Origin of the sequence: Halopelagius longus, from assembly GCF_900100875.1 — an archaeon.
Lineage (GTDB): Archaea > Halobacteriota > Halobacteria > Halobacteriales > Haloferacaceae > Halopelagius > Halopelagius longus.
Genome location: NZ_FNKQ01000001.1, coordinates 399,694 through 417,509 on the forward strand (window position 1 = coordinate 399,694; position 17,816 = coordinate 417,509).

19 protein-coding genes are annotated in these 17,816 nt (G+C 66.8%); 10 read left to right on the forward strand and 9 right to left on the reverse strand.

What is annotated here, in order from left to right:
* Window positions 1–216: 216 nt before the first annotated feature.
* A complete protein-coding gene (locus BLS11_RS02035) occupies window positions 217–1,860 on the forward strand; it encodes a spermidine synthase (RefSeq protein ID WP_092532168.1) in 1,644 nt (547 codons plus the stop codon).
* A gap of 6 nt (window positions 1,861–1,866) precedes the next feature.
* Here the strand turns inward: BLS11_RS02035 and BLS11_RS02040 are convergent, their stop codons facing one another.
* Entirely contained in the window at window positions 1,867–3,135 is a 1,269-nt protein-coding gene (locus tag BLS11_RS02040; protein WP_092532171.1) for a CBS domain-containing protein, read from the reverse strand.
* A gap of 226 nt (window positions 3,136–3,361) precedes the next feature.
* Between BLS11_RS02040 and BLS11_RS02045 the strand changes: the two genes are divergently transcribed.
* On the forward strand, window positions 3,362–4,690 hold the full coding sequence (locus tag BLS11_RS02045) for an erythromycin esterase family protein (protein ID WP_092532174.1): 1,329 nt from the start codon (window positions 3,362–3,364) through the stop codon (window positions 4,688–4,690).
* 57 nt (window positions 4,691–4,747) lie between these two features.
* On the opposite strand, the gene BLS11_RS02050 is transcribed toward BLS11_RS02045, so the two are convergent.
* The gene (locus BLS11_RS02050) at window positions 4,748–5,602 is read right to left on the reverse strand and encodes a hypothetical protein (protein ID WP_139172750.1); all 855 of its coding nucleotides are present in this window, start codon (window positions 5,600–5,602) and stop codon (window positions 4,748–4,750) included.
* 167 nt (window positions 5,603–5,769) lie between these two features.
* On the opposite strand from BLS11_RS02050, the gene BLS11_RS02055 reads away from it, so the two are divergent.
* Window positions 5,770–6,702: an SDR family oxidoreductase gene (locus tag BLS11_RS02055; RefSeq protein WP_092532180.1), complete on the forward strand. Its 933-nt coding sequence runs from the start codon at window positions 5,770–5,772 to the stop codon at window positions 6,700–6,702.
* Between the two features lie 6 nt (window positions 6,703–6,708).
* Here the strand turns inward: BLS11_RS02055 and BLS11_RS02060 are convergent, their stop codons facing one another.
* The 3 genes from BLS11_RS02060 to BLS11_RS02070 form a co-directional block, all read right to left on the reverse strand.
* Window positions 6,709–7,782, reverse strand: coding sequence for an NAD(P)/FAD-dependent oxidoreductase (locus BLS11_RS02060; protein ID WP_092532183.1), 1,074 nt, complete (start codon window positions 7,780–7,782; stop codon window positions 6,709–6,711).
* A gap of 192 nt (window positions 7,783–7,974) precedes the next feature.
* Window positions 7,975–8,826 (reverse strand): formate/nitrite transporter family protein, encoded by an 852-nt coding sequence (locus BLS11_RS02065; RefSeq protein ID WP_092532186.1) that lies wholly within the window; start codon window positions 8,824–8,826, stop codon window positions 7,975–7,977.
* A 72-nt stretch (window positions 8,827–8,898) separates the two neighbouring features.
* A complete protein-coding gene (locus tag BLS11_RS02070) occupies window positions 8,899–10,050 on the reverse strand; it encodes a sugar-transfer associated ATP-grasp domain-containing protein (RefSeq protein WP_175454354.1) in 1,152 nt (383 codons plus the stop codon).
* A gap of 131 nt (window positions 10,051–10,181) precedes the next feature.
* On the opposite strand from BLS11_RS02070, the gene BLS11_RS02075 reads away from it, so the two are divergent.
* Window positions 10,182–11,021 carry a GNAT family N-acetyltransferase gene (locus tag BLS11_RS02075; RefSeq protein ID WP_092532191.1) on the forward strand — a complete coding sequence of 280 codons (840 nt, stop codon included), beginning with the start codon at window positions 10,182–10,184 and terminating at the stop codon, window positions 11,019–11,021.
* Between the two features lie 42 nt (window positions 11,022–11,063).
* Here BLS11_RS02075 and BLS11_RS02080 read toward each other — a convergent pair whose 3' ends face one another.
* The gene (locus tag BLS11_RS02080; protein WP_092532194.1) at window positions 11,064–11,894 is read right to left on the reverse strand and encodes an aldo/keto reductase; all 831 of its coding nucleotides are present in this window, start codon (window positions 11,892–11,894) and stop codon (window positions 11,064–11,066) included.
* 153 nt (window positions 11,895–12,047) lie between these two features.
* Between BLS11_RS02080 and BLS11_RS02085 the strand changes: the two genes are divergently transcribed.
* Window positions 12,048–12,494: a hypothetical protein gene (locus tag BLS11_RS02085; RefSeq protein ID WP_092532197.1), complete on the forward strand. Its 447-nt coding sequence runs from the start codon at window positions 12,048–12,050 to the stop codon at window positions 12,492–12,494.
* 93 nt (window positions 12,495–12,587) lie between these two features.
* Window positions 12,588–12,830: a PRC-barrel domain containing protein gene (locus BLS11_RS02090; RefSeq protein WP_175454355.1), complete on the forward strand. Its 243-nt coding sequence runs from the start codon at window positions 12,588–12,590 to the stop codon at window positions 12,828–12,830.
* 18 nt (window positions 12,831–12,848) lie between these two features.
* On the opposite strand, the gene BLS11_RS02095 is transcribed toward BLS11_RS02090, so the two are convergent.
* Window positions 12,849–13,496 carry an ERCC4 domain-containing protein gene (locus tag BLS11_RS02095; RefSeq protein ID WP_092532200.1) on the reverse strand — a complete coding sequence of 216 codons (648 nt, stop codon included), beginning with the start codon at window positions 13,494–13,496 and terminating at the stop codon, window positions 12,849–12,851.
* A gap of 106 nt (window positions 13,497–13,602) precedes the next feature.
* On the opposite strand from BLS11_RS02095, the gene BLS11_RS02100 reads away from it, so the two are divergent.
* Together BLS11_RS02100 and BLS11_RS02105 are read left to right on the forward strand one after the other, a co-directional pair.
* The gene (locus BLS11_RS02100; protein ID WP_092532203.1) at window positions 13,603–14,151 is read left to right on the forward strand and encodes a hypothetical protein; all 549 of its coding nucleotides are present in this window, start codon (window positions 13,603–13,605) and stop codon (window positions 14,149–14,151) included.
* Window positions 14,152–14,238: 87 nt separating this feature from the next.
* Entirely contained in the window at window positions 14,239–14,814 is a 576-nt protein-coding gene (locus BLS11_RS02105; RefSeq protein ID WP_092532206.1) for a cupin domain-containing protein, read from the forward strand.
* A gap of 19 nt (window positions 14,815–14,833) precedes the next feature.
* Here the strand turns inward: BLS11_RS02105 and BLS11_RS02110 are convergent, their stop codons facing one another.
* Window positions 14,834–15,388 (reverse strand): DUF8159 domain-containing protein, encoded by a 555-nt coding sequence (locus BLS11_RS02110; RefSeq protein WP_092532209.1) that lies wholly within the window; start codon window positions 15,386–15,388, stop codon window positions 14,834–14,836.
* A gap of 221 nt (window positions 15,389–15,609) precedes the next feature.
* Between BLS11_RS02110 and BLS11_RS02115 the strand changes: the two genes are divergently transcribed.
* Window positions 15,610–16,908 (forward strand): cation:proton antiporter, encoded by a 1,299-nt coding sequence (locus BLS11_RS02115; RefSeq protein ID WP_092532212.1) that lies wholly within the window; start codon window positions 15,610–15,612, stop codon window positions 16,906–16,908.
* Window positions 16,909–16,962: 54 nt separating this feature from the next.
* Here BLS11_RS02115 and BLS11_RS02120 read toward each other — a convergent pair whose 3' ends face one another.
* The gene (locus BLS11_RS02120; protein ID WP_092532215.1) at window positions 16,963–17,205 is read right to left on the reverse strand and encodes a DUF7127 family protein; all 243 of its coding nucleotides are present in this window, start codon (window positions 17,203–17,205) and stop codon (window positions 16,963–16,965) included.
* A gap of 153 nt (window positions 17,206–17,358) precedes the next feature.
* On the opposite strand from BLS11_RS02120, the gene BLS11_RS02125 reads away from it, so the two are divergent.
* Window positions 17,359–17,757, forward strand: coding sequence for a DUF2267 domain-containing protein (locus BLS11_RS02125; RefSeq protein WP_092532218.1), 399 nt, complete (start codon window positions 17,359–17,361; stop codon window positions 17,755–17,757).
* Window positions 17,758–17,816: the final 59 nt, after the last annotated feature.

The window sequence follows — 17,816 nt, forward strand, 5'->3', positions numbered from 1 at the left end:
TCAGTAGTTTAATCCGCGAAATAAGGGCGTATTTGGCGCTAAATGGGGGAGGGGAATCCATATTTCTCCCACGAGACAATTTCTGCATTCGAATACTACTTAGAAATAGATACATATATAACCACTAACTATTCGGCGTACGTATCGGATTTCGCACTATCTCTCCGCGGCACATCTCCGTTTAACACTTAATTGGTCCTCGTCCGTACACCGACCATGGCGTCGACGCTCTCCGCGTCCGCTCTCCGACTGTCGAAACCGGAGGTAGCCGTGTTCTCCTCCGGCGTGGCGAGCATGGGGTTGGAGATTCTCGCCGGACGGATGATAGCCCCCCAGTTCGGTAGCAGCATCTACACGTGGGGGAGCATCATCGGAGTGTTCCTCACCGCACTCAGTCTCGGCTACCACCACGGGGGTCGGCACGCGGCGTCGCGGGCGTCGAACGACCGGATGGTGAAGGTGTTTCTCGCAACCGCCCTCTACGTGGCGGGGGTCATCTTCTTCGGCGACGTGATGCTGCGGTCGGCCGTCGCCTTCCCCCTTCCGAGTCGGTTCGCTTCGCTCCCGGCGGTCACGCTCCTGTTCGGCCCGCCGACGTACCTGCTGGGGTTCGTCAGCCCGTACGCCGCGGAACTGTCGGAGAAGGAGGGGACCGGCGAGGCGTCCGGCCACGTCTACGCCGTCGGCACCGTCGGCAGCATCGTCGGCGCGTTCGCGACGACGTACTTTCTCATCCCCGCTCTGAGCGTCGCCCACATCGGCCTCGTCTTCGGCCTCCTCTCGATTGCGACCGCCGTCTACGTCGCCCGCCCCTCGATAGGTCGGGAGCGTGCGGGCCGGAGTCTGGCCGTCGCCCTCGTCCTCGTCGTCGCCGCCGCGTCCGGCGGCGTCGGCCTCTCCGCGACGGGGAACGTCGTCTACCAGACGCAGACGCCGTATCAGGAACTGGAGGTGGTCGATAGGGGCGACACCCGGACGCTCTACCTCGACGGCCAGCCCCACAGCGCGATGGATTTGGACGACCCGAACGCCCACGTCTTCGACTACACGCCGTACTTTCACATGCCCTTGCTCATGACCGACGACGTCGACCGAGTGTTGTTCATCGGCGGCGGCGGGTTCACCGGGCCGAAGCGCTTCGCCGCGGAGTACAACGTCACCGTGGACGTGGCCGAAATCGACCCGGAAGTCGTCCGCGTGGCCAAGGAGTACTTCGCGGTGGAGGAGTCGGAGAACCTCAACATCCACACGACGGGCGGCCGCCAGTTCCTCCAAGAGACGAACCGGACGTACGACCTCATCGTCCTCGACGCCTACAAGAAGGACAAGGTGCCGTTCCAACTGACGACGGTGGAGTTCATGCGACTGGCGAACGACAGACTCGACGAAGACGGCGTCCTCCTCGCCAACGTCATCTCCGCGCCGAGTGGCCCCGCCTCGAAGTTCTACCGCGCGCAGTACAAGACGATGTCGCGGGTGTTCCCGCAGGTGTACAGTTTCCCGACGCAGGGGGGCCCCGTCGTCCAGAACATCGAAGTCGCGGCGACGAAGAACGGGACGCACATCTCGCAGGCGGAACTCGCGGCGCGGAACGAACGCCGCGATATCGGCATCGACCTCTCGGAGGAGATAACGTCGTACCGCGACGACGCGCGGACCGACGACGTGCCGGTGCTCCGCGACGACAGGGCGCCCGTCGATAGCCTGCTGGACCCGATGGTCGGACAGCGCTACGTCGTCGGCGAGGCGAGCGAATCGAACGAAACGACGGCGAACGAGTCGGACGCGGACGCGACTGCGACGGCCGGTGCGGCGTCGGACGCGATTCGAGCGCCGGAGGCGACGCGCACGGCGGTCTGACCGACCCTACGCCTCTCCTTCCCCTTCTTCTTCCCCTTCGAGCCACCAATCGACGATGCTCTCTACCTGCTCTTGTTTCTCCGCCGTCGGTCGGTCGTTTCGCTCGGTCATGTCCCGGCCCTTGTCTTCGAGGACGTTCTCCTCGACTATCTCGCTGGCCGTGTTGAACGCCGCTTCCGCGCCGTACTCCTCGCCCGTCCCGAAGAACCGCCCCTTGTCGGTGAACAGTCTGACCGTCGCCTCGACGAGGGGCATCCCGCGGAGGCGTTCCTCGTGTTCGTGGAAGACGACCTTCGATTCGAGGATGTTCATCTCGGTGCGCTTTCCGTCTATCCGCTCGATTCGCTTCGCCACCTCGTCCCGCGAGAGGGTGTCGAGCAGTTTCGCGTTGGCGATTTGGACGGGGATGCGCTCCTCGTCTGTGTTCGTGAGGGCGTCTAAGGCGTCAGTCACCGTCACGATACCGACGACTTCGTCCGTCCCCTCGCCGACGACGACGAGAGACGAGCACTCCTTCTCCAGCATCTCGCCGATGGCGTCGCCGAGCGACTCCTGCGGAGTCGTCGTGTACGTCGTCGGCGTCATGACGTCGCGGGTGGGCAAATCGAGAAGCCGGGCCTCGAATCCCGCGCGTTCGCCGTATCCGCCGCTGGACGCCCGAAAGTCGGTGGTCGAACCTTCGCCGCCGTGTCCGTCGAAGCCGCCGGCGTCTCCGCCTTCCTGTTTCTCCACCTGTCGGACGGTGAAGTCCACGAGGTCCGCGATGCTCACCATCCCCTCGGCGCTGCCGTCCTCGACGACGGGCACGCGCGAAATCTTGTTCTCGATGAGGTGGTTGATGACCTGCCCGACCGTCGTGTCCCGTTCCACCGAGATGAGGTCCCGGGTGTAGACGTCCTCGACGTCGAGGGTGTTGAGGTTCTCCTGAACCTCCTCGACGATGTCCATCGCCTTCACGACGCCGACGAACTGGTCTCCCTCGTCGAAGACGGGGAGTATCTTCAGTTCGTTCTCGACCATCAGGCGGGCCACCTCGCGGACGTCCTCGTGTCGGGACACCTGCGGCGGGTCGATGGCCACGTTCATCGCCGTCTCGTCCGGCGGGTGGTGCGACGACAGTAGCTGTTTCTGCGAGACGACGCCCGCGAACGACCCGCCGTTCGTGACGATGATGACGCGGTCCTCGTTCGTGTCGAACGCTCCGCGGAGTTTCGACGCCGGGGTCTTCGCGTCCTGTTCGACGTACTCCGTCGAGACAACTCCGTCAATATCCATGCTACTCGCACTTCGTCCCCCACCCGCTTGAGAAGTGGGCCAATAGACTCATATCCACCTTCGACTCGGCCGCGGTGGCTCACCGTCGACCCGGTGCGCCGGGCTACCCCGCCGGCGCACCGGGTCCTGCCGCCCTTGCGTATGCGCGCGGAGTTCACTTGCCGGGGAGCGCGGTACTGTCTCGTATGAACGCGACTCCGACGGAACGGCCGGAGGTGACGCACCGATGAGTCTCGGCCGCGGCGAACGACGCACCGAGGGGATGGACGCCGCCGTCGAGTCCGTGCGGCGGAACGCCCGCGGCCTCTCGGACCCGAGCGACCTCGACCGACTCGTCGAGGCGGCGTCGGACGCGTCGGTCGTCATGATCGGCGAGGCGTCCCACGGGACCAGCGAGTTCTACCGCTGGCGCGCCCGCCTGACGGCCCGCCTGATTCGGGAGTCGAACGTCGCGTTCGTCGGCGTCGAGGGCGACTGGACGGACTGTTACGACGTGAACCGCCACGTTCGACACCGGTCGGACGTCCCCGACGATACGATGGCGGTGTTAGACGAGTTCGACCGCTGGCCGACGTGGATGTGGGCCAACTGGGAGGTGACGGAGTTCCTGCGGTGGCTTCGGGAGTACAACGAGGGCCGCGCGTCCTCGGAGATGGTCGGCTTCTACGGCCTCGACGTGTACAGCCTCTCGGAGTCGATGGAGGCGGTGCTCGACTACCTCGAAGACGTGGACCCCGAGGCGGCCGAACGGGCCAAGGACGCCTACCAGTGTTTCGAACCGTACGGCGAGGACGCGCGCGAGTACGGCCGTTCGACCCGACTCGTCCCCGGCGACTGCGAGGACGAGGTGATCGAGGTGCTGGCCGACCTGCGTCGGAACGCACCGTCGTACGACGGCGACGACGACGACTCCGCCTTCGCCGCCGAGCAGAACGCCTTGGTCGCGAAGAACGCAGAGGAGTACTACCGCTCGATGGCGCGCGGGAACTCCTCGTCGTGGAACGTCCGCGACGAGCACATGACCGAGACGCTCGACAGACTGCTGAACCGCGACGACACCGACGGGACGGCGGTCGTCTGGGCGCACAACACCCACGTCGGCGACGCCCGCGCGACGGACATGGCGGACCGCGGCGCGGTCAACATCGGCCAACTCGCCCGCGAACGATACGGCCCCGGAAACGTCCACCTCGTCGGCTTCGGCACCCACCGCGGGTCGGTCATCGCCGGGCGGGCGTGGGACGCGCCGATGGAACGGATGTCGGTGCCGGAGGCGAGAGACACCTCCTACGGCGACGTGTTCGAACGCGCCGACGTGAACGACTCGTACCTCCTGTTCGACGAGTTCGACGCCTCGCCCCTCGAAACGTCGCGGGGGCAACGCGCCATCGGCGTCGTCTACCACCCCGACCGGGAACTCGGCAACTACGTGCCGACGGCGCTCCCCGAACGCTACGACTCGTTCGTCCACGTCGAGGAGACGTCGGCGCTGCATCCCCTCCACCTCGAACCCCACCGAGAGACACCGCCGGAGACGTTCCCGTGGGGCGTGTGAGCGACGACTGAAAATAGGATCGCGGCGACGTACCGTCCTGTTCGACCGACGCGCGCGTTACTCCTCTTCTTCGGCTTCGCTCGCCGCGCCGTCTTCCTCGGTACCGTCCTCGATGGCGTCGTCGACCACGTCCTCGTCGACGTTCATCTCGCCCGGTTCCGGCGACTCCGATTCGACGTCTCCCTCGGCCAGTTCGTCTATCTCTTCGACGCTTCGTTCCTCGCCGGGGAGGTCGGCGTCCTCGTCGACTGTGCCCACGCCGTCGGTCGCCATCGTCTCGTCTCCCTCGTCTGCCTCTTCGCCGTCGGTCGCTTCCGTCTCGTCTTCGCCTTCGGCTTCTTCGGCCTCTTCGGCCTCTTCGTCGTCGTCCGTCCGTTCGGCCTCCACCTCGACTTCCGACTCGACTTCGAGTTCGTCTCCCTCACGCTCCAGTTCCGTCTCGGCTTCGACCTCCACCTCGACGCCTTCGCCGACCTCTAGCTCTATCTCCGTCTCGACCTCTATCTCCTCTTCTTCCTCCGCTTCGGCTTCGCCCTCGGTCGTCTCTCCTTCCTCCGTCGATTCGTCGGACCCGACGGCGGACATCGCCTTCCCGGGCGTCTCTGTGACCGTTTCGACCGTCTCGCTCATCTCGTCGGCTGACGGGACCTCTGGGCCCGACCCGGCCTCCCGGGTGGCCAAGTACGCCAACGCGAGCATGCCGCCGCCCACCATGGCGGCCTTGCGGAAGAGGGACGAATCGGACGGCATCGCCTCTCCGGACGACGCTGACCCTCCGGACGTCGCCGACCGCACGGCGTCTATCACCGTGCTCGCCTCTTCGATCACCGCACTCGGCTCCTCGCTCACCGCGCTCGACTCTTCTCTCACCGGCTCTGACTGGTCTTTTCGGAAGAATGCTGTCAGACTCATAACATACGTCGTTGTTCTCCCGCGAGGAAGTGCGTTTGGGCCCCGGTCGCTCCTCGCGTCCTCCCTCGGCGCAGTTCGGTCCGCCGCCTCCCGTTCCGCCGTCCCCGCGGACGGGCGTACCACCTCGCCTGAATTACGCCTAACTGCCCGGCGGCACATCTCGCCGCATGGGAGAGACTGTTCTCGTCACCGGTTGTTCGTCGGGTATCGGCCGCGCGACTGCGCTTCGGTTCCGCGAGGCGGGGTGGACGGTGTACGCCGCCGCACGCGATACGGACGCGGACGCGGTTCGGACGCTCGAAGACCGGGACTGTCGGGTCGTCGAACTCGACGTGACCGACGAGGCGTCGGTCGAAACGGCCGTCGGCCGCGTCTTCGAGGAGGAGGGCGGCCTCGAGTGCCTCGTCAACAACGCGGGGTACGGCCAGTTCGGCGCGGTGGAGGACGTGCCGATGGAGAAGGTGAGGCGGCAGTTCGACGTCAACACGTACGGTCCGATTCGACTGATGCGCGCCGTCCTCCCTCGGATGCGCGAACGCGGCCGCGGGACGATTATCAACGTCACGGCGGGGTTCGGCGGCCTGACGGTGCCGGGGCTGGGAATCTACACCGGTTCGAAGTTCGCGTTAGAGTCCGTCAGCGACGCACTCCGCCAAGAGACGGCCGACACCGGCGTGAACGTCGTCTGCGTCCAACCGGGGCTGGTGGCGACGCCGTTCTACGACCGCGCACTCGAAGAAGTCGAGTCGGTCGAACACACCCCGGCGTACGCCGACCTCTACCGCGCACTCGAAGAAGTCGAGTCGGTCGAACACACCCCGGCGTACGCCGACCTCTACCGCGCACTCGAATCTATCGGCGTCGTCCGCGAGGGCGGCCCCGGAATCAACCGCCCCGAACGCGTCGCCGAGACTATCGTCGCCGCCGCCACCGCCGACCGGCCGGACCCTACCTACCGAGTGGGCGCACTCGCGGCGTTCGGAACGTACGCCGCCGCCGTCGTCCGCGGGCGTCTCCGCGAGGCGGCGTCGAGGGTCGGCCTCAGAATCGCCTCGAACGGCGCGGTTCGGCGCCTCCTGCGGCGGCGACGGCGCGAGTGAGGCTCGTTACTCGCGTTCGACGCGGCCCTCCTCGGGCGCGGGCCATCGAAGGCCGGCGTGTTCGTCGAGTCCGCGGACGCGGCGCATCCGCGCGCGCACGTCGCCCGCCGCGCCCGGAACCGGGCGGTCGTCCGCCGAGTCGAGTTCCTCGCGCGAGAGGGGGTACGTCCGCAGGTCCTTGTGGAGGGCGATACCCGCCCGCGCGCCGTCGCCGACGGCTATCGACGTCTGGTTCTGTCCGTGCGTCACGTCGCCGACGGCGTAGACGCCCTCGACGCTCGTCTCGAAGTTCTCGTCCACCGCAACCGCCCCGTCGTCGGCGAGTTCGCAGCCGAGAGAGTCGGCCAGGGAGGTGTTGTACTCCTTGCCGTAGACGGCGAACCCGCCGAGGTACTCGCGGTCCGACCTGTCGGCGAACCGCAGTCCGCCCAACCACGGGTCGTCTTCGTCCTCGTCCGCCGGGAACGCCGAGACCACGTCCGTATCGATTCGTTCGACGGGGTGCGCGCGGAGGCGTTCCTCCGTCTCGTCGCTCCACTCGGGGTCCGCGCCGTTCAACAGCAACTCCACGTCGGCGGTGAAGTTGAGCATCAGCATCGCCACCTCCGCCGCGTGGTCGCCGTGGCCGAGAACGAAGACGGGGCCGTCCCCGAGGACGTACGCGTCGCAGTGGAGACAGTAGTGCAGTCCGCGCCCCGTGAAGCGCCGCAGTTCGGGCACGCCCGGTTCCTCGTCCGAGAACCCCGTCGCGAGGACGACGCGTTCCGCCGTGACCGTCGCGTGGGACGCCTCCACCCGGAACCGGCCGTCGTCGTCCCGTTCGATTCGCTCGACCGCGTCGGGGTGGAAGTCGCCGCCGTACTCTTCGAGCTGTCGAACGGCCAGTTCCGAGAGTTGCTTGCCCGAGACGTCCTCGGAGACGCCGTAGACGTTGTGCACGTCTCGGACCGCGGTGTGCCTGCCGCCCTGTTCGTCGAACGCCGCGGTTCGGTGGCCGAGTCGCGTGGCGTACAGCGCAGTCGTCAACCCCGCGGGCCCGCCGCCCACGACGACGACTTCGTAGCGCGGCCGGTCGCTCATCGGCCGCACCCGCTCGCGGGTCCGACGCCGCCGACGCGGGGCGGTCCCCCGTCGGAGCGTCGTCTCTCCGGCCCCGTACGATTCGGCAGTGACGATATGAGACGTCCGCTGGTCATGGCCGTCTCTCCCTCTTATCGGCGGACGCAAAGTCACACGGCAGTCACTCGCAAGGTGTCGGCGCGTCCGAATCCGTCAGTCGTCGCCCGTCTCCGCGCCGGGGTCTATCTCGACGTCCTTCTCCTCGCCCGCGAGGGCGGCGTGCCCGTAGTTGAGGCCCGCGACGAACACGCCGCCCCCGAGGGTGTTTCCGACCGTCGTCCAGAGGATGAAGTGGCCGAACTGCCCGAGGGTGACGCCCGTCCCGAGGAACATCGCGCCGAGGACTTCGGTCGTCCCGAGGATGGCGTGGTGGAACGGGCCGAACCCGATGGCGGCGGTGACGATGAGGGTGACGGCGACGCGGCCGATGGTGTCCCGACTGGCGGCGACCAACCACGTGACGGTGCCCATCAACCATCCGGCGACGACGCCGGACAGGAGGATGACCCACCACGGGTGGGCCAACAGGGCGTTCGCGAGACTCTCGAAGGCGGCCGGCGCGACGATGCCCATCTCCGGGCCGAGGACGGCGATGAGGCCGGCGAACACCGCGCATCCGACGAGGTTGGCGATGTAGACGACGCTCCAGAGGCGTCCGAGTTCGCGCATCGACGTCCGTCCGTCCAACACCGGCAACACCGCGAGCGTCGTGTGCGCGGTGTACAGTTCCGTCTGCCCGAGGACGACGAACAGGAACGCCACCGACGACGCCGCCGCCAGCAGGAACTGCTTGACGAGCGTCGAGGGGAAAGAAAGCGAGTACGTCAGCACCATCCCCATGAACAGCGCGCCGAAACTGAGGTTCATCCCCGCCGCGAGACCCGAGAGAAACAGCCCCTTCGTCGGCCTGTCGAGTTCCTTCAGGGCGTTCTCCATCTCCCGTTCGAGGATGTTGCTGTAGGAAAGTGATGCCCCCGACGGCTCTCCCTCGTCGCTCGTGCTCATCCCTTCGGGTGTACCGTCTACGGACGGAAGATAGCTCTTGCCGACATCTAGCCGAAACGACCGGCTCCGGCGTCAGGAACCGCCGGGCGGCCACTCGTCGGCGGCGACGAACTCCTCGTAGAAATCGCACACCCGGTCGTCGGTGAGGAGGGGCCGGTTCGCCTGTACCAAGTCCACGTCCGACTGGTTGTTCCCCTCCAAGACGACGAACTCGCCCGGTTCGGTCACCAACAGGTCCCACCCGACGTAGGGCATGTCGGGGAACGCCTCGGCGAGTTCGAGGACGCCCTCCCTCACGCGCTCCCATCCGGGCACCGACCGACCCTCGATTGTCGCGTCGGTGTCGGGGTGCGCCTCGAACCAGCGCAGTTCCCCGTCGAAGGGGTACCGGGTCGCCCGGCGCAGTTCGCCCGTCGCCTCGTCTACCTCGCAGGCGATACCGCCCCGCGACCAGTTGTCGACGCCGCCGGACGCCGCCGTGCCGAACCGGTGGACGACGGCGGCGACGAACGCGTCGTCGTCTCCGGGGTGCATCGTCATCACCCGAACCGTGTTCGGCGAGTCGGGGTACACCGCCGCCGCGTAGTCGGCCTGTTCGTTGTACTCCGTGACGAGGTACCTCTCCACCGACGACACGACGGACCGCACCTCCGAGGCGGAGGCGGCGTCGCCGTTGACGACGTAGCCCTCGCCGTCGTCCGCGGCGCGACAGATGTAGACGCCGCTTCCGCCCGCGCCCGTCGCACTCTTGAGGACGAGTCTCTCGCCGCCGTCGAGGAGTTCGAGAACCCGGTCCGCGCCCACGTCTTCGACGTCCGCCCGCCCGCCGTCTATCGCCCCGAACAACTCCGGGAGTCTGTCGCCGAACCCTCGACTCCGCATCGCCGAATAGAACTGGAACTTGTCGTCGAGGTACGTCCGCGTCCGCCCGTTGATGTGGGCGGTGTAGGCCATCTTCTCGTACTCCGAGACGTAGTCGTCGTAGTTCCGCCGTTCGTCGAAGCCGTAGAGGTAGTACGAGGAGGAGAGAAACCCGTGCCGGAGCATGCGGAGGCGGCTCCGCGGTTCCAGTGGGACTTTCCGCCCCTTCGTCCACTCGAACACGAGGAGGTCCAACCGGAACCGGTCCCGGAACGGGAGCGACGACCTGACCGCCTCGTAGGCGAACGACCCGACTCCCTCCCTCCGGACGCGGTCTCGCGCACGCCGAATCCGTTCGAGCATGCCTCCGTCTACAGACAGGCCACACATACGCGTTCTGCCAGATTCGGCGGGTTCTAGTTAGATCGACAGAACGTCTTACTTCGGGGAAAGACGCCCCCGCGCTTATCCCGATTGTGGTAGAACTGAGGGGTATGGAACTCCGCGAACCCACCTCGGACGAGACGGACCGAATCCGGGAGATGGTCGAAAGTTCGATGACGATGTCTTACCGGCTGAGTCCCCAGCAGATCGAGTCGATAATCGACGATCAGTTCGACGACGACCACCTCTCGAAGGTGATCGACAGCGACAACGCCGTGGTGTTCGTCGCGGAGAACGAGATAGACGGCGTCGAGACGGCCGTCGCCGGTATCGTCATCGGCGTCGTCCGCGACGGCGTCGGCGAGATTCGGTGGCTCCTCGTGGACCCCGAACATCAGGGCGCGGGCGTCGGCACGGAGCTGTTCGAGTCGGCGATAGAGTCCCTCCGGGACCAGGACGTAGAGTACGTCCGGGCGGCGACGCTGGAGAAGAACACGGAGGGCGAACAGTTCTTCGAGAAGTTCGACTACGTCCGGACGGAGGAGCGAACGGTCGAACTCGGCGACGAATCGCTCGTCGAGTACGTCTACACGGAACCGTCGGCCGCATCCGACGAGACGGACGCCGCGGGTACGGACGCCGCGAACGCGGACACGGACGAACTCGAGTTCCCCGACACCGAAACGGAGGACGGCGTCAGAAGCGCGACGACCGACGACGGGGAGACGGTGTACATCGGCACCGACGACGAGGACGAGGAGTCCGGCACCGACGCCCCGTTCTTCGTGACGTACACCGGCGAGGAGATGAGCGAGCGGTACGGCTACTACTGCGCCAACTGCGGGTCGCTGGACGTCATCGTGGACGACATGGAGCGCATGGAGTGCAGCGAGTGCGGAAACAGCCACGCCTCCCGGTCGAGAGAGGCGTACGACGACTCGTACCTCTGAACTGACTCGCGGTCGGACCCGGTGGTCCGACCGACTCCCCCTTCAGCGCGGGATTCCGTACGTTTCGTCGTCCACGTCGATCATGTAGACGCGCTTTTCGGTGTCGATGTCGTCGATTCGAGCCACGTCGTCGGCGTCGAGTTCCCAGTCGCTCACCTCGAAGTTCGAGCGGATGTGCTCGGGCGTCGAGGACTTCGGAATCGTGACGACGCCCTTCTGAACCTGCCAGCGCAGGACCACCTGCGCGGGCGTCCGGTCGTACTCCTCGGCGACGTCCCGAACCACGGGGTCTTCGAGCACTTCCGTGCGGGCCAACGGCGCGGCGGCGGTGAGCACCACGTCGTTGTCCTCGCAGTACTGGAGAAGGTCCTCCTGATAGAGCCACGGGTGGAACTCCACCTGATTGACGGCGATGGGCACGTCGGCCACCTTCAGCGCGAACATCAGTTGGTACTTGCTGAAGTTGCTCACGCCGACGTTCCGTACCTTCCCCTCCTCGTGGAGGCGTTCGAGCGCCTGCATCGTCTCGCGCAGCGAGATGGTCGGGTTCGGCCAGTGTATCAGATACAGGTCGAGGTAGTCCGTCCCCAAGCGGTCGAGGCTGGCCTCGCAGGACTCGAGCACCGACTCGTAGTGGAGGTTCGACGGGAGGACCTTCGAGGTCAGAAACAGTTCCTCGCGGTCGTACTCCGCGAGAACGTCGCCGATTTCGGCCTCGTTTTTGTATCCCTCCGCCGTGTCGACGTGGGTGTACCCGGCGTCGAGGGCCGCCCGGACGGACTCTTTGACCGTCTCGCCGCCGATGTCCCACGTGCCGGCTCCGACCTGCGGCATCTCGTCGCCGTTCGGAAGCGTTCGGCTCGGAATGGTCATGCGTCCGTCAGTTCGTCGGATTCGGTCATATGTCTGGTGACGCGGTGAGTCGTTTGCTGCTTTCAGCCGTCGGGACGTTACGGAGAGAGACTCTCTCGGAGCGTTACACGTCCGCCTCAGCGCTTTTTCCGTTCCGGGGTGTAGACCCGACGTATGCTCGACGTGACCGGCGGCGCGGAGGACGCGCTGTTTTGGCTCGGAAGACACGGCATCGAAACGGAGGAGAGGCGCGTCGTCCTCCCGGATGCGGTGTACGAGATGGAACTGCTCAGCGCCGACGAATCCGTCCACTGGGCGGCGGACCCCGACGTCCCCGCCGCGTACATCTCGAACGACAGGTCGCTGTTCGAGGACGACGACGGCGTGTTGCTCGCCGGGTCGGGCGAGATTCACCCGGGCGAACGGGTGGAGGTGCCCACCTTCCTCTTCGAGTCGGACGATTCCGCCGAGGAGGCGGTGACCATCCTCCCGTCGGGGGAGACGGCGCACTTCCTGACGAACCCCGAACTGCGGAACGCCGGCGTCTGCATGGTCGCGCCGGAGGCCGTCGTCCGAGAACTGTTCGACGCGCGACTCGGCGACGGCGCGCGAACCGCGTGAGGCGGCCGTCGCGCGACCCCGGGGAACGCACCGAACCCACTTGAGCGACCCGGCAGCGACGTTTTGGTGGTCGCGGGCGTACCCGAAGCCGATATGACGGCCGAACTCTCGGACGACGACCGCGGCAAGACAGTCGTGAGCGGAACCGAGCGCATCGGCGTGGTGACGGACGTTCGAGGCGGGACGGCGTACGTCGACCCCGAGTGGGACAACGTGGACGAGGGACTGAAGGAGACGCTCGGGTGGGACGAGGACGACGACACCTACACCATCGAGGAGTCGGCGTTCACGACGGTGCAGAACACCGAAGTCCGCCTCCGCTCGGACCTGTTCTGAGTCGGCGGCCGGACGCCGTCACTCGCCGCCTCTGAACGCCGAGTGGATGGCGTCGGCCCGTTTCGGCCCGATGCCGTCGACGGCCATCAGTTCCTCCGGCGACGCCGCGACGATCTCTTCGACGCTCGGGTACGCGTCGTACAGGCGGCCCGCCGTGTCGGTTCCGACGCCGTCGATACAGCCGTACATCCGCTTTGCGGTCGGCGCGTCCAGCGCCGTCACCGACCCGTTCGGAAGCGCCGGGCTCGAGGGCTCTTCGACGTGCTTCCGGCCGAGTCGGACGGCCATATCGACGAGGCGGTCGCGGTCCGAACACGGGATGACGGGCGTCCCGAGTCGGGCGGTCAGAGACGCCGCCGACCCCCGGACGGCCGCCGCGGGCACCCCCTCGTCGCCGTCCGCGGGTAACTCGGCCTCCAAGAGGACGTACGAGTGTTCGTACGCCTCGCTCAGTCTCCGAACTTGGTCGCGGAGGTCGGGCGCGCGCCGACCGATGAGCGTGCTCACGTAGTCCGAGAGAGTCTTCCGCTCGACGCCGACGTTCCCCATCACCACGTCGCCGGCGTCGAGGCGGCGGGACTCGACGGATTCCACGTCCGGGTGCGCGCGAACCGCCTCCGCCACGGCGGCGGGTTCCCTGTCGTCTACGACGACTGCGAGTGACATCCGTGACGCGGCGGTACGCCGGCGACGACCAAGAGTTCGCCGTCCGAGGCCGACGAGGGGCGTACCCGCCCGAGAGCATAACTGCCGCGGCCCCCGACTGTCGGTGATGGTCAACGCGTTCTGGCTCGACCGCGACCTGCAGACGGCGGTCGAGTGGCTCGTCGACAAGCACGTCACGAGCAGCGTCTTCGAGTGCTCGATGGTGCTGACGACCGCGGCGCAGTTGAACGGGGTCGAGGGCGAGGACCTGTACTTCACTCACCGGAACCACCCGCTCACGCAGTGGGCCGCGGAGTCGTACGACAACTGGCGGCGACTCCGGGCCTACACGGAGGCGGCCCACGGCGAGTGGCGGTACCGCTGGGACCACGCGCCGGAGGACCGACACGGCTGTTGGGCGACGGTCGAAACGCTCGACCCCGAGACGGTGCGCGAGTTGGCGTGGCCGACCGAGGCGGCGACCGACCCGCCGCAGGTCACCGGCGAGTGGACCGCGCCGGACTACGTTGACGCCTACCGCTACTACTACGCCAACGAGAAGCGGCACCTGTTCCAGTGGTCGAAAGACCGCGAGGAACCGCCGTGGATAGCCGAGTACACGGTCGCCGCCGAGGGAACGGAGTCCGACCCTTCGGGGGACGCCCGCGGGGAGTAACGCGGAGGCGGCGCGTCGAACCCGTCGCAGGCGGCGAACGAACACCTACGCCGCTTCGGTCCGAACGGACGGACGGAGGACGACGAGATGGTTTCTACGGGCGACGTCATCGAAAACCCCGCGACCGGAGAGCGAATCGCATTCCGAACGACGGCCGAAGACTCCGGCGGGCGAGCGGTCGAGTTCGACTACTACCTCGAACCCGGCGGGTTCGCCGTCGGGAAGTTCGACCACGTTCACCCCCGGCAGGAGGAACGAATCGACGTCCGAAGCGGCGAACTCGGCGTTCGAATCGACGGCGACGAGTGGACGGCCACGCCCGGCACGCAGTTCTCCGTGCTCCCCGAGACGGAGCACACGGTGTGGAACGCCGGCGACAGGGAGATGCACGCGGTAGTGGAACTGCGCCCCGGACTGAAGATCGAGGCGTTCTTCGAGACGATGTTCGGACTCGCGCAGGACGGGAAAACCGACCGGCGGGGGATTCCGAGCCCGCTACAGTCGGCGGTTCTCGCCGACGAGTACCGCGAGGAGATACGACCGCCGGTCGTCCCCGGCCCCGCCGTGAACGCGCTCGCGTCGGTGTTGGCCCCCGTCGGCCGACGAAAGGGGTACCGCGCCCGGTATCCGCGCTACGCCGACCGGACGGCGACCGACCGGTGACCGTCGAGGCGGTGACGCGCTACGTCGATTGTAGCTCCTTCATCGCCTCTTTCCCGTACGTCGCGGCGGATATCTCGCCCTCGTTGTACCGCTCCGCCGCGTCCGTCCGGACCGTGAACTCGCCGAACTCCGCTCCCTCCGGGTCGAGTAGCGTCGCGTCGAGTTTCTCGCCGTCGAACTCGGCTTCGAGTAACGCCGCGTACGCCCCGGCGACGGTACCGACTTCGAGCGCCCGGCCCCGTCCCGTCTCGTCGTCGACGGCGTATTCGAGCGAGAGAATCGGCTTCCCCGCTTTCGTCTCCTCCGAGACGCCCTCGACGGCGAATCCGTGCTCGTCCAGAAACGCCTCGAAGTCGTCCGGCGTCGCTATCTCCGCGCCCTCCGCGCGGTGGACGCCCTCCTCGACGAGTTCGAACCGCTGTCGCACCGGAAGCGAAACCTCCTCGTAGCGGTAGAGTTCGTCAAGCGACTTCACCTGCGACTTTCCCGCTTTGAGCGTCTGCTCGGTGCACCCGGCGAGGGCGACGAGGCTTCCGACAGCGAGGCCGTTACCGAGGAACGTGCGTCGGTTCATCGAACGTGCCCCGCCCGTACGGACGGCCGAGGTAAAGCCCCTCGTTCAGGACGGCTCGTAACAAACGATATCTGACACGTCCTCGCGGGATTCGGACCGACCGATCGACGAGAGGCCATCCCGTCTGCGTACGCCCGTTATAGTTTCGGAATCCCGACGTTGCTTATCAGTAAAGTTGTCATTTCCACAGCGTCTTCCGTCTCCTCGCAGAACGTGGGGACATGGCACTGGAGTTCTACGACCTCGTTTTGATACTCCTCGGAGTCGCGGTCTTAGGGACCGGTCTGCTGCCGCGATACGTCCAACAACTCCCGCTGTCTCGGCCTCTCATCTGGGTGGCTTTCGGGTTCGCGATATTCTCGTTACCGCTCGGACTCCCCTCTCTCGACCCGGTTCTGCAGGGGGAGTTCACCGAGCGAATCACCGAGTTCGGCGTGATTATCGCCCTGATGGTCGCGGGCCTGAAACTCGACCGGCCCCCCGGCCTGAGGGGGTGGGAGTCGACGTGGCGACTCATCGGAATCACGATGCCGGTGACCATCGGTCTGGCGGCGTTGGTCGGGTGGTGGGTCGTCGGACTGACGATTCCGTCCGCGATGCTGTTAGGCGCGGTCATCGCGCCGACCGACCCCGTGCTAGCGAGCGAAGTGCAGGTCGAAGGGCCGGAGGGGAGCGACGAAGACGAGATGCTGGACGACGCCGACGGGGGCGAAGACGAGGCTCGCTTCGCCCTCACGTCGGAGGCGGGACTCAACGACGGGTTCGCCTTCCCCTTTACGTACCTCGCCATCGCCATGGCGCTGATGGGCGTCTCGCCCGGCAACTGGGTCGGCGAGTGGTTCCTCGTGGACGTGCTCTTCAGAATCGCGGTCGGACTCGCCGTCGGGGCCGGACTCGGATGGGTGATGGCGAAACTCGTCTTCGTCGAGGAGATTTCGCCGGAAGCCCCCATGGCCCGGTCGCTGTTGGGCGTGGAAGCCCTGGGCGCGACACTCCTCGTGTACGGCTTCATCGAGTTTATCGGCGGGTACGGCTTCATCGGCGTCTTCGTCGCCGCGGTCACCATCCGCAACTACGAGTACCGACACGCCTACTACGACCCGCTTCACGACGTCGCCGAACAGGCCGAGCAACTGACGATGGCGGCGATAATGATTCTCTTCGGCGGGCTGATAGCCAGCGGACTGTTCGCGCCCCTCACGTGGGAACTCGTCGTCGCGTCGGTGCTCATCGTCCTCGTCGTCCGGCCGGTGTCCGGAATCGTCGCGCTCCTCGGGTTCGACCGAAGTTGGGCCGAACGACTCGTCATCTCCTTCTACGGCCTGCGGGGCATCGGGACGTTCTACTACCTCGCGTACGCCCTCAACGAGGCGGCCTTTCGGGACGCGAACGTGCTCTGGGCGGTGTCGGGACTGGCCGTCTTGCTGTCGGTCGTCCTCGGCGGCATCACCGCGACGCCCGTCGTCGAAGAGTGGTTGGGAGAGTCACCGGAAGTAGAGACGCCGGACACGTCGGGGTGACCGACGACTGCGGTCAGAACGGAGACGTTCGCGGCACCGAATCGGCGCCCGGTGTTACTCTTTGATGAGGAGGATGCCGTCGTTCGTGGTTATCTCGGTCGCCTCCGGCGGCACGTCGAACTCGAACTGGTTCTCGCCCGCGACGACGATGGCCGTCTCGCCGACGATGTCCACCGTCGCCTCGACGCCGGGTCCGAAGTCGATGGCGACGACGCTCTCGCCCTCGTAGTCTCGGTGGGCGATGGTGATATCCTCTCGTTCGTTCGCCGCGGAACGCAACTGTCGGGGTGCCTCCATACGCTCGAAGTTGGGTCCGTCCGTCCCTAAGTGCTGTGCCCGGTCGGACGGCGGCGAACGGCCGACTGCGCCCCCGTCGCCCCCGTATCGCCAGTAGACTGAAGCGCCGCGCAACCGTCTCTCGGAGGTGGCGCCCCACGGCGCCCTGAGAGTATGCAACGAGAGGAACTACTCGACGGAGTCGCTCGACGGGCCCGACTCGAATCGCACGACGAAGCGGAACACGCCGCGCTGGCGACGCTTCAGACGCTCGGCGAACACATCTCCGAAGGGGAGGCCGAGGACGTCGCCGAGAGACTCCCGGACGAGTACGAACAGACGGTCACCGACCGGAGCGACGCGACGCCGCAGGAGTTCTCCACCGAGGGGTTCGTCCGGAGCGTCGCCCGGCGCGAACGCGGGGACGTAGGCGGCGAAGAGGCGCGGACGCACGCCCGCGCGGTGTTCGCGACGCTCGCGGACGCCGGCCTCGAAGACGAACTGCAGGACGCGCGGTCGCAACTGCCGGACGAGTTCGACACGCTGTTCGAGACCGACGGCCTCGCCGAGTGAGGCCTCACACCCCTCCGGCGGCGCGGTTCGCTTCGCGCTCTCTTCTCTCGCGGCGTCGA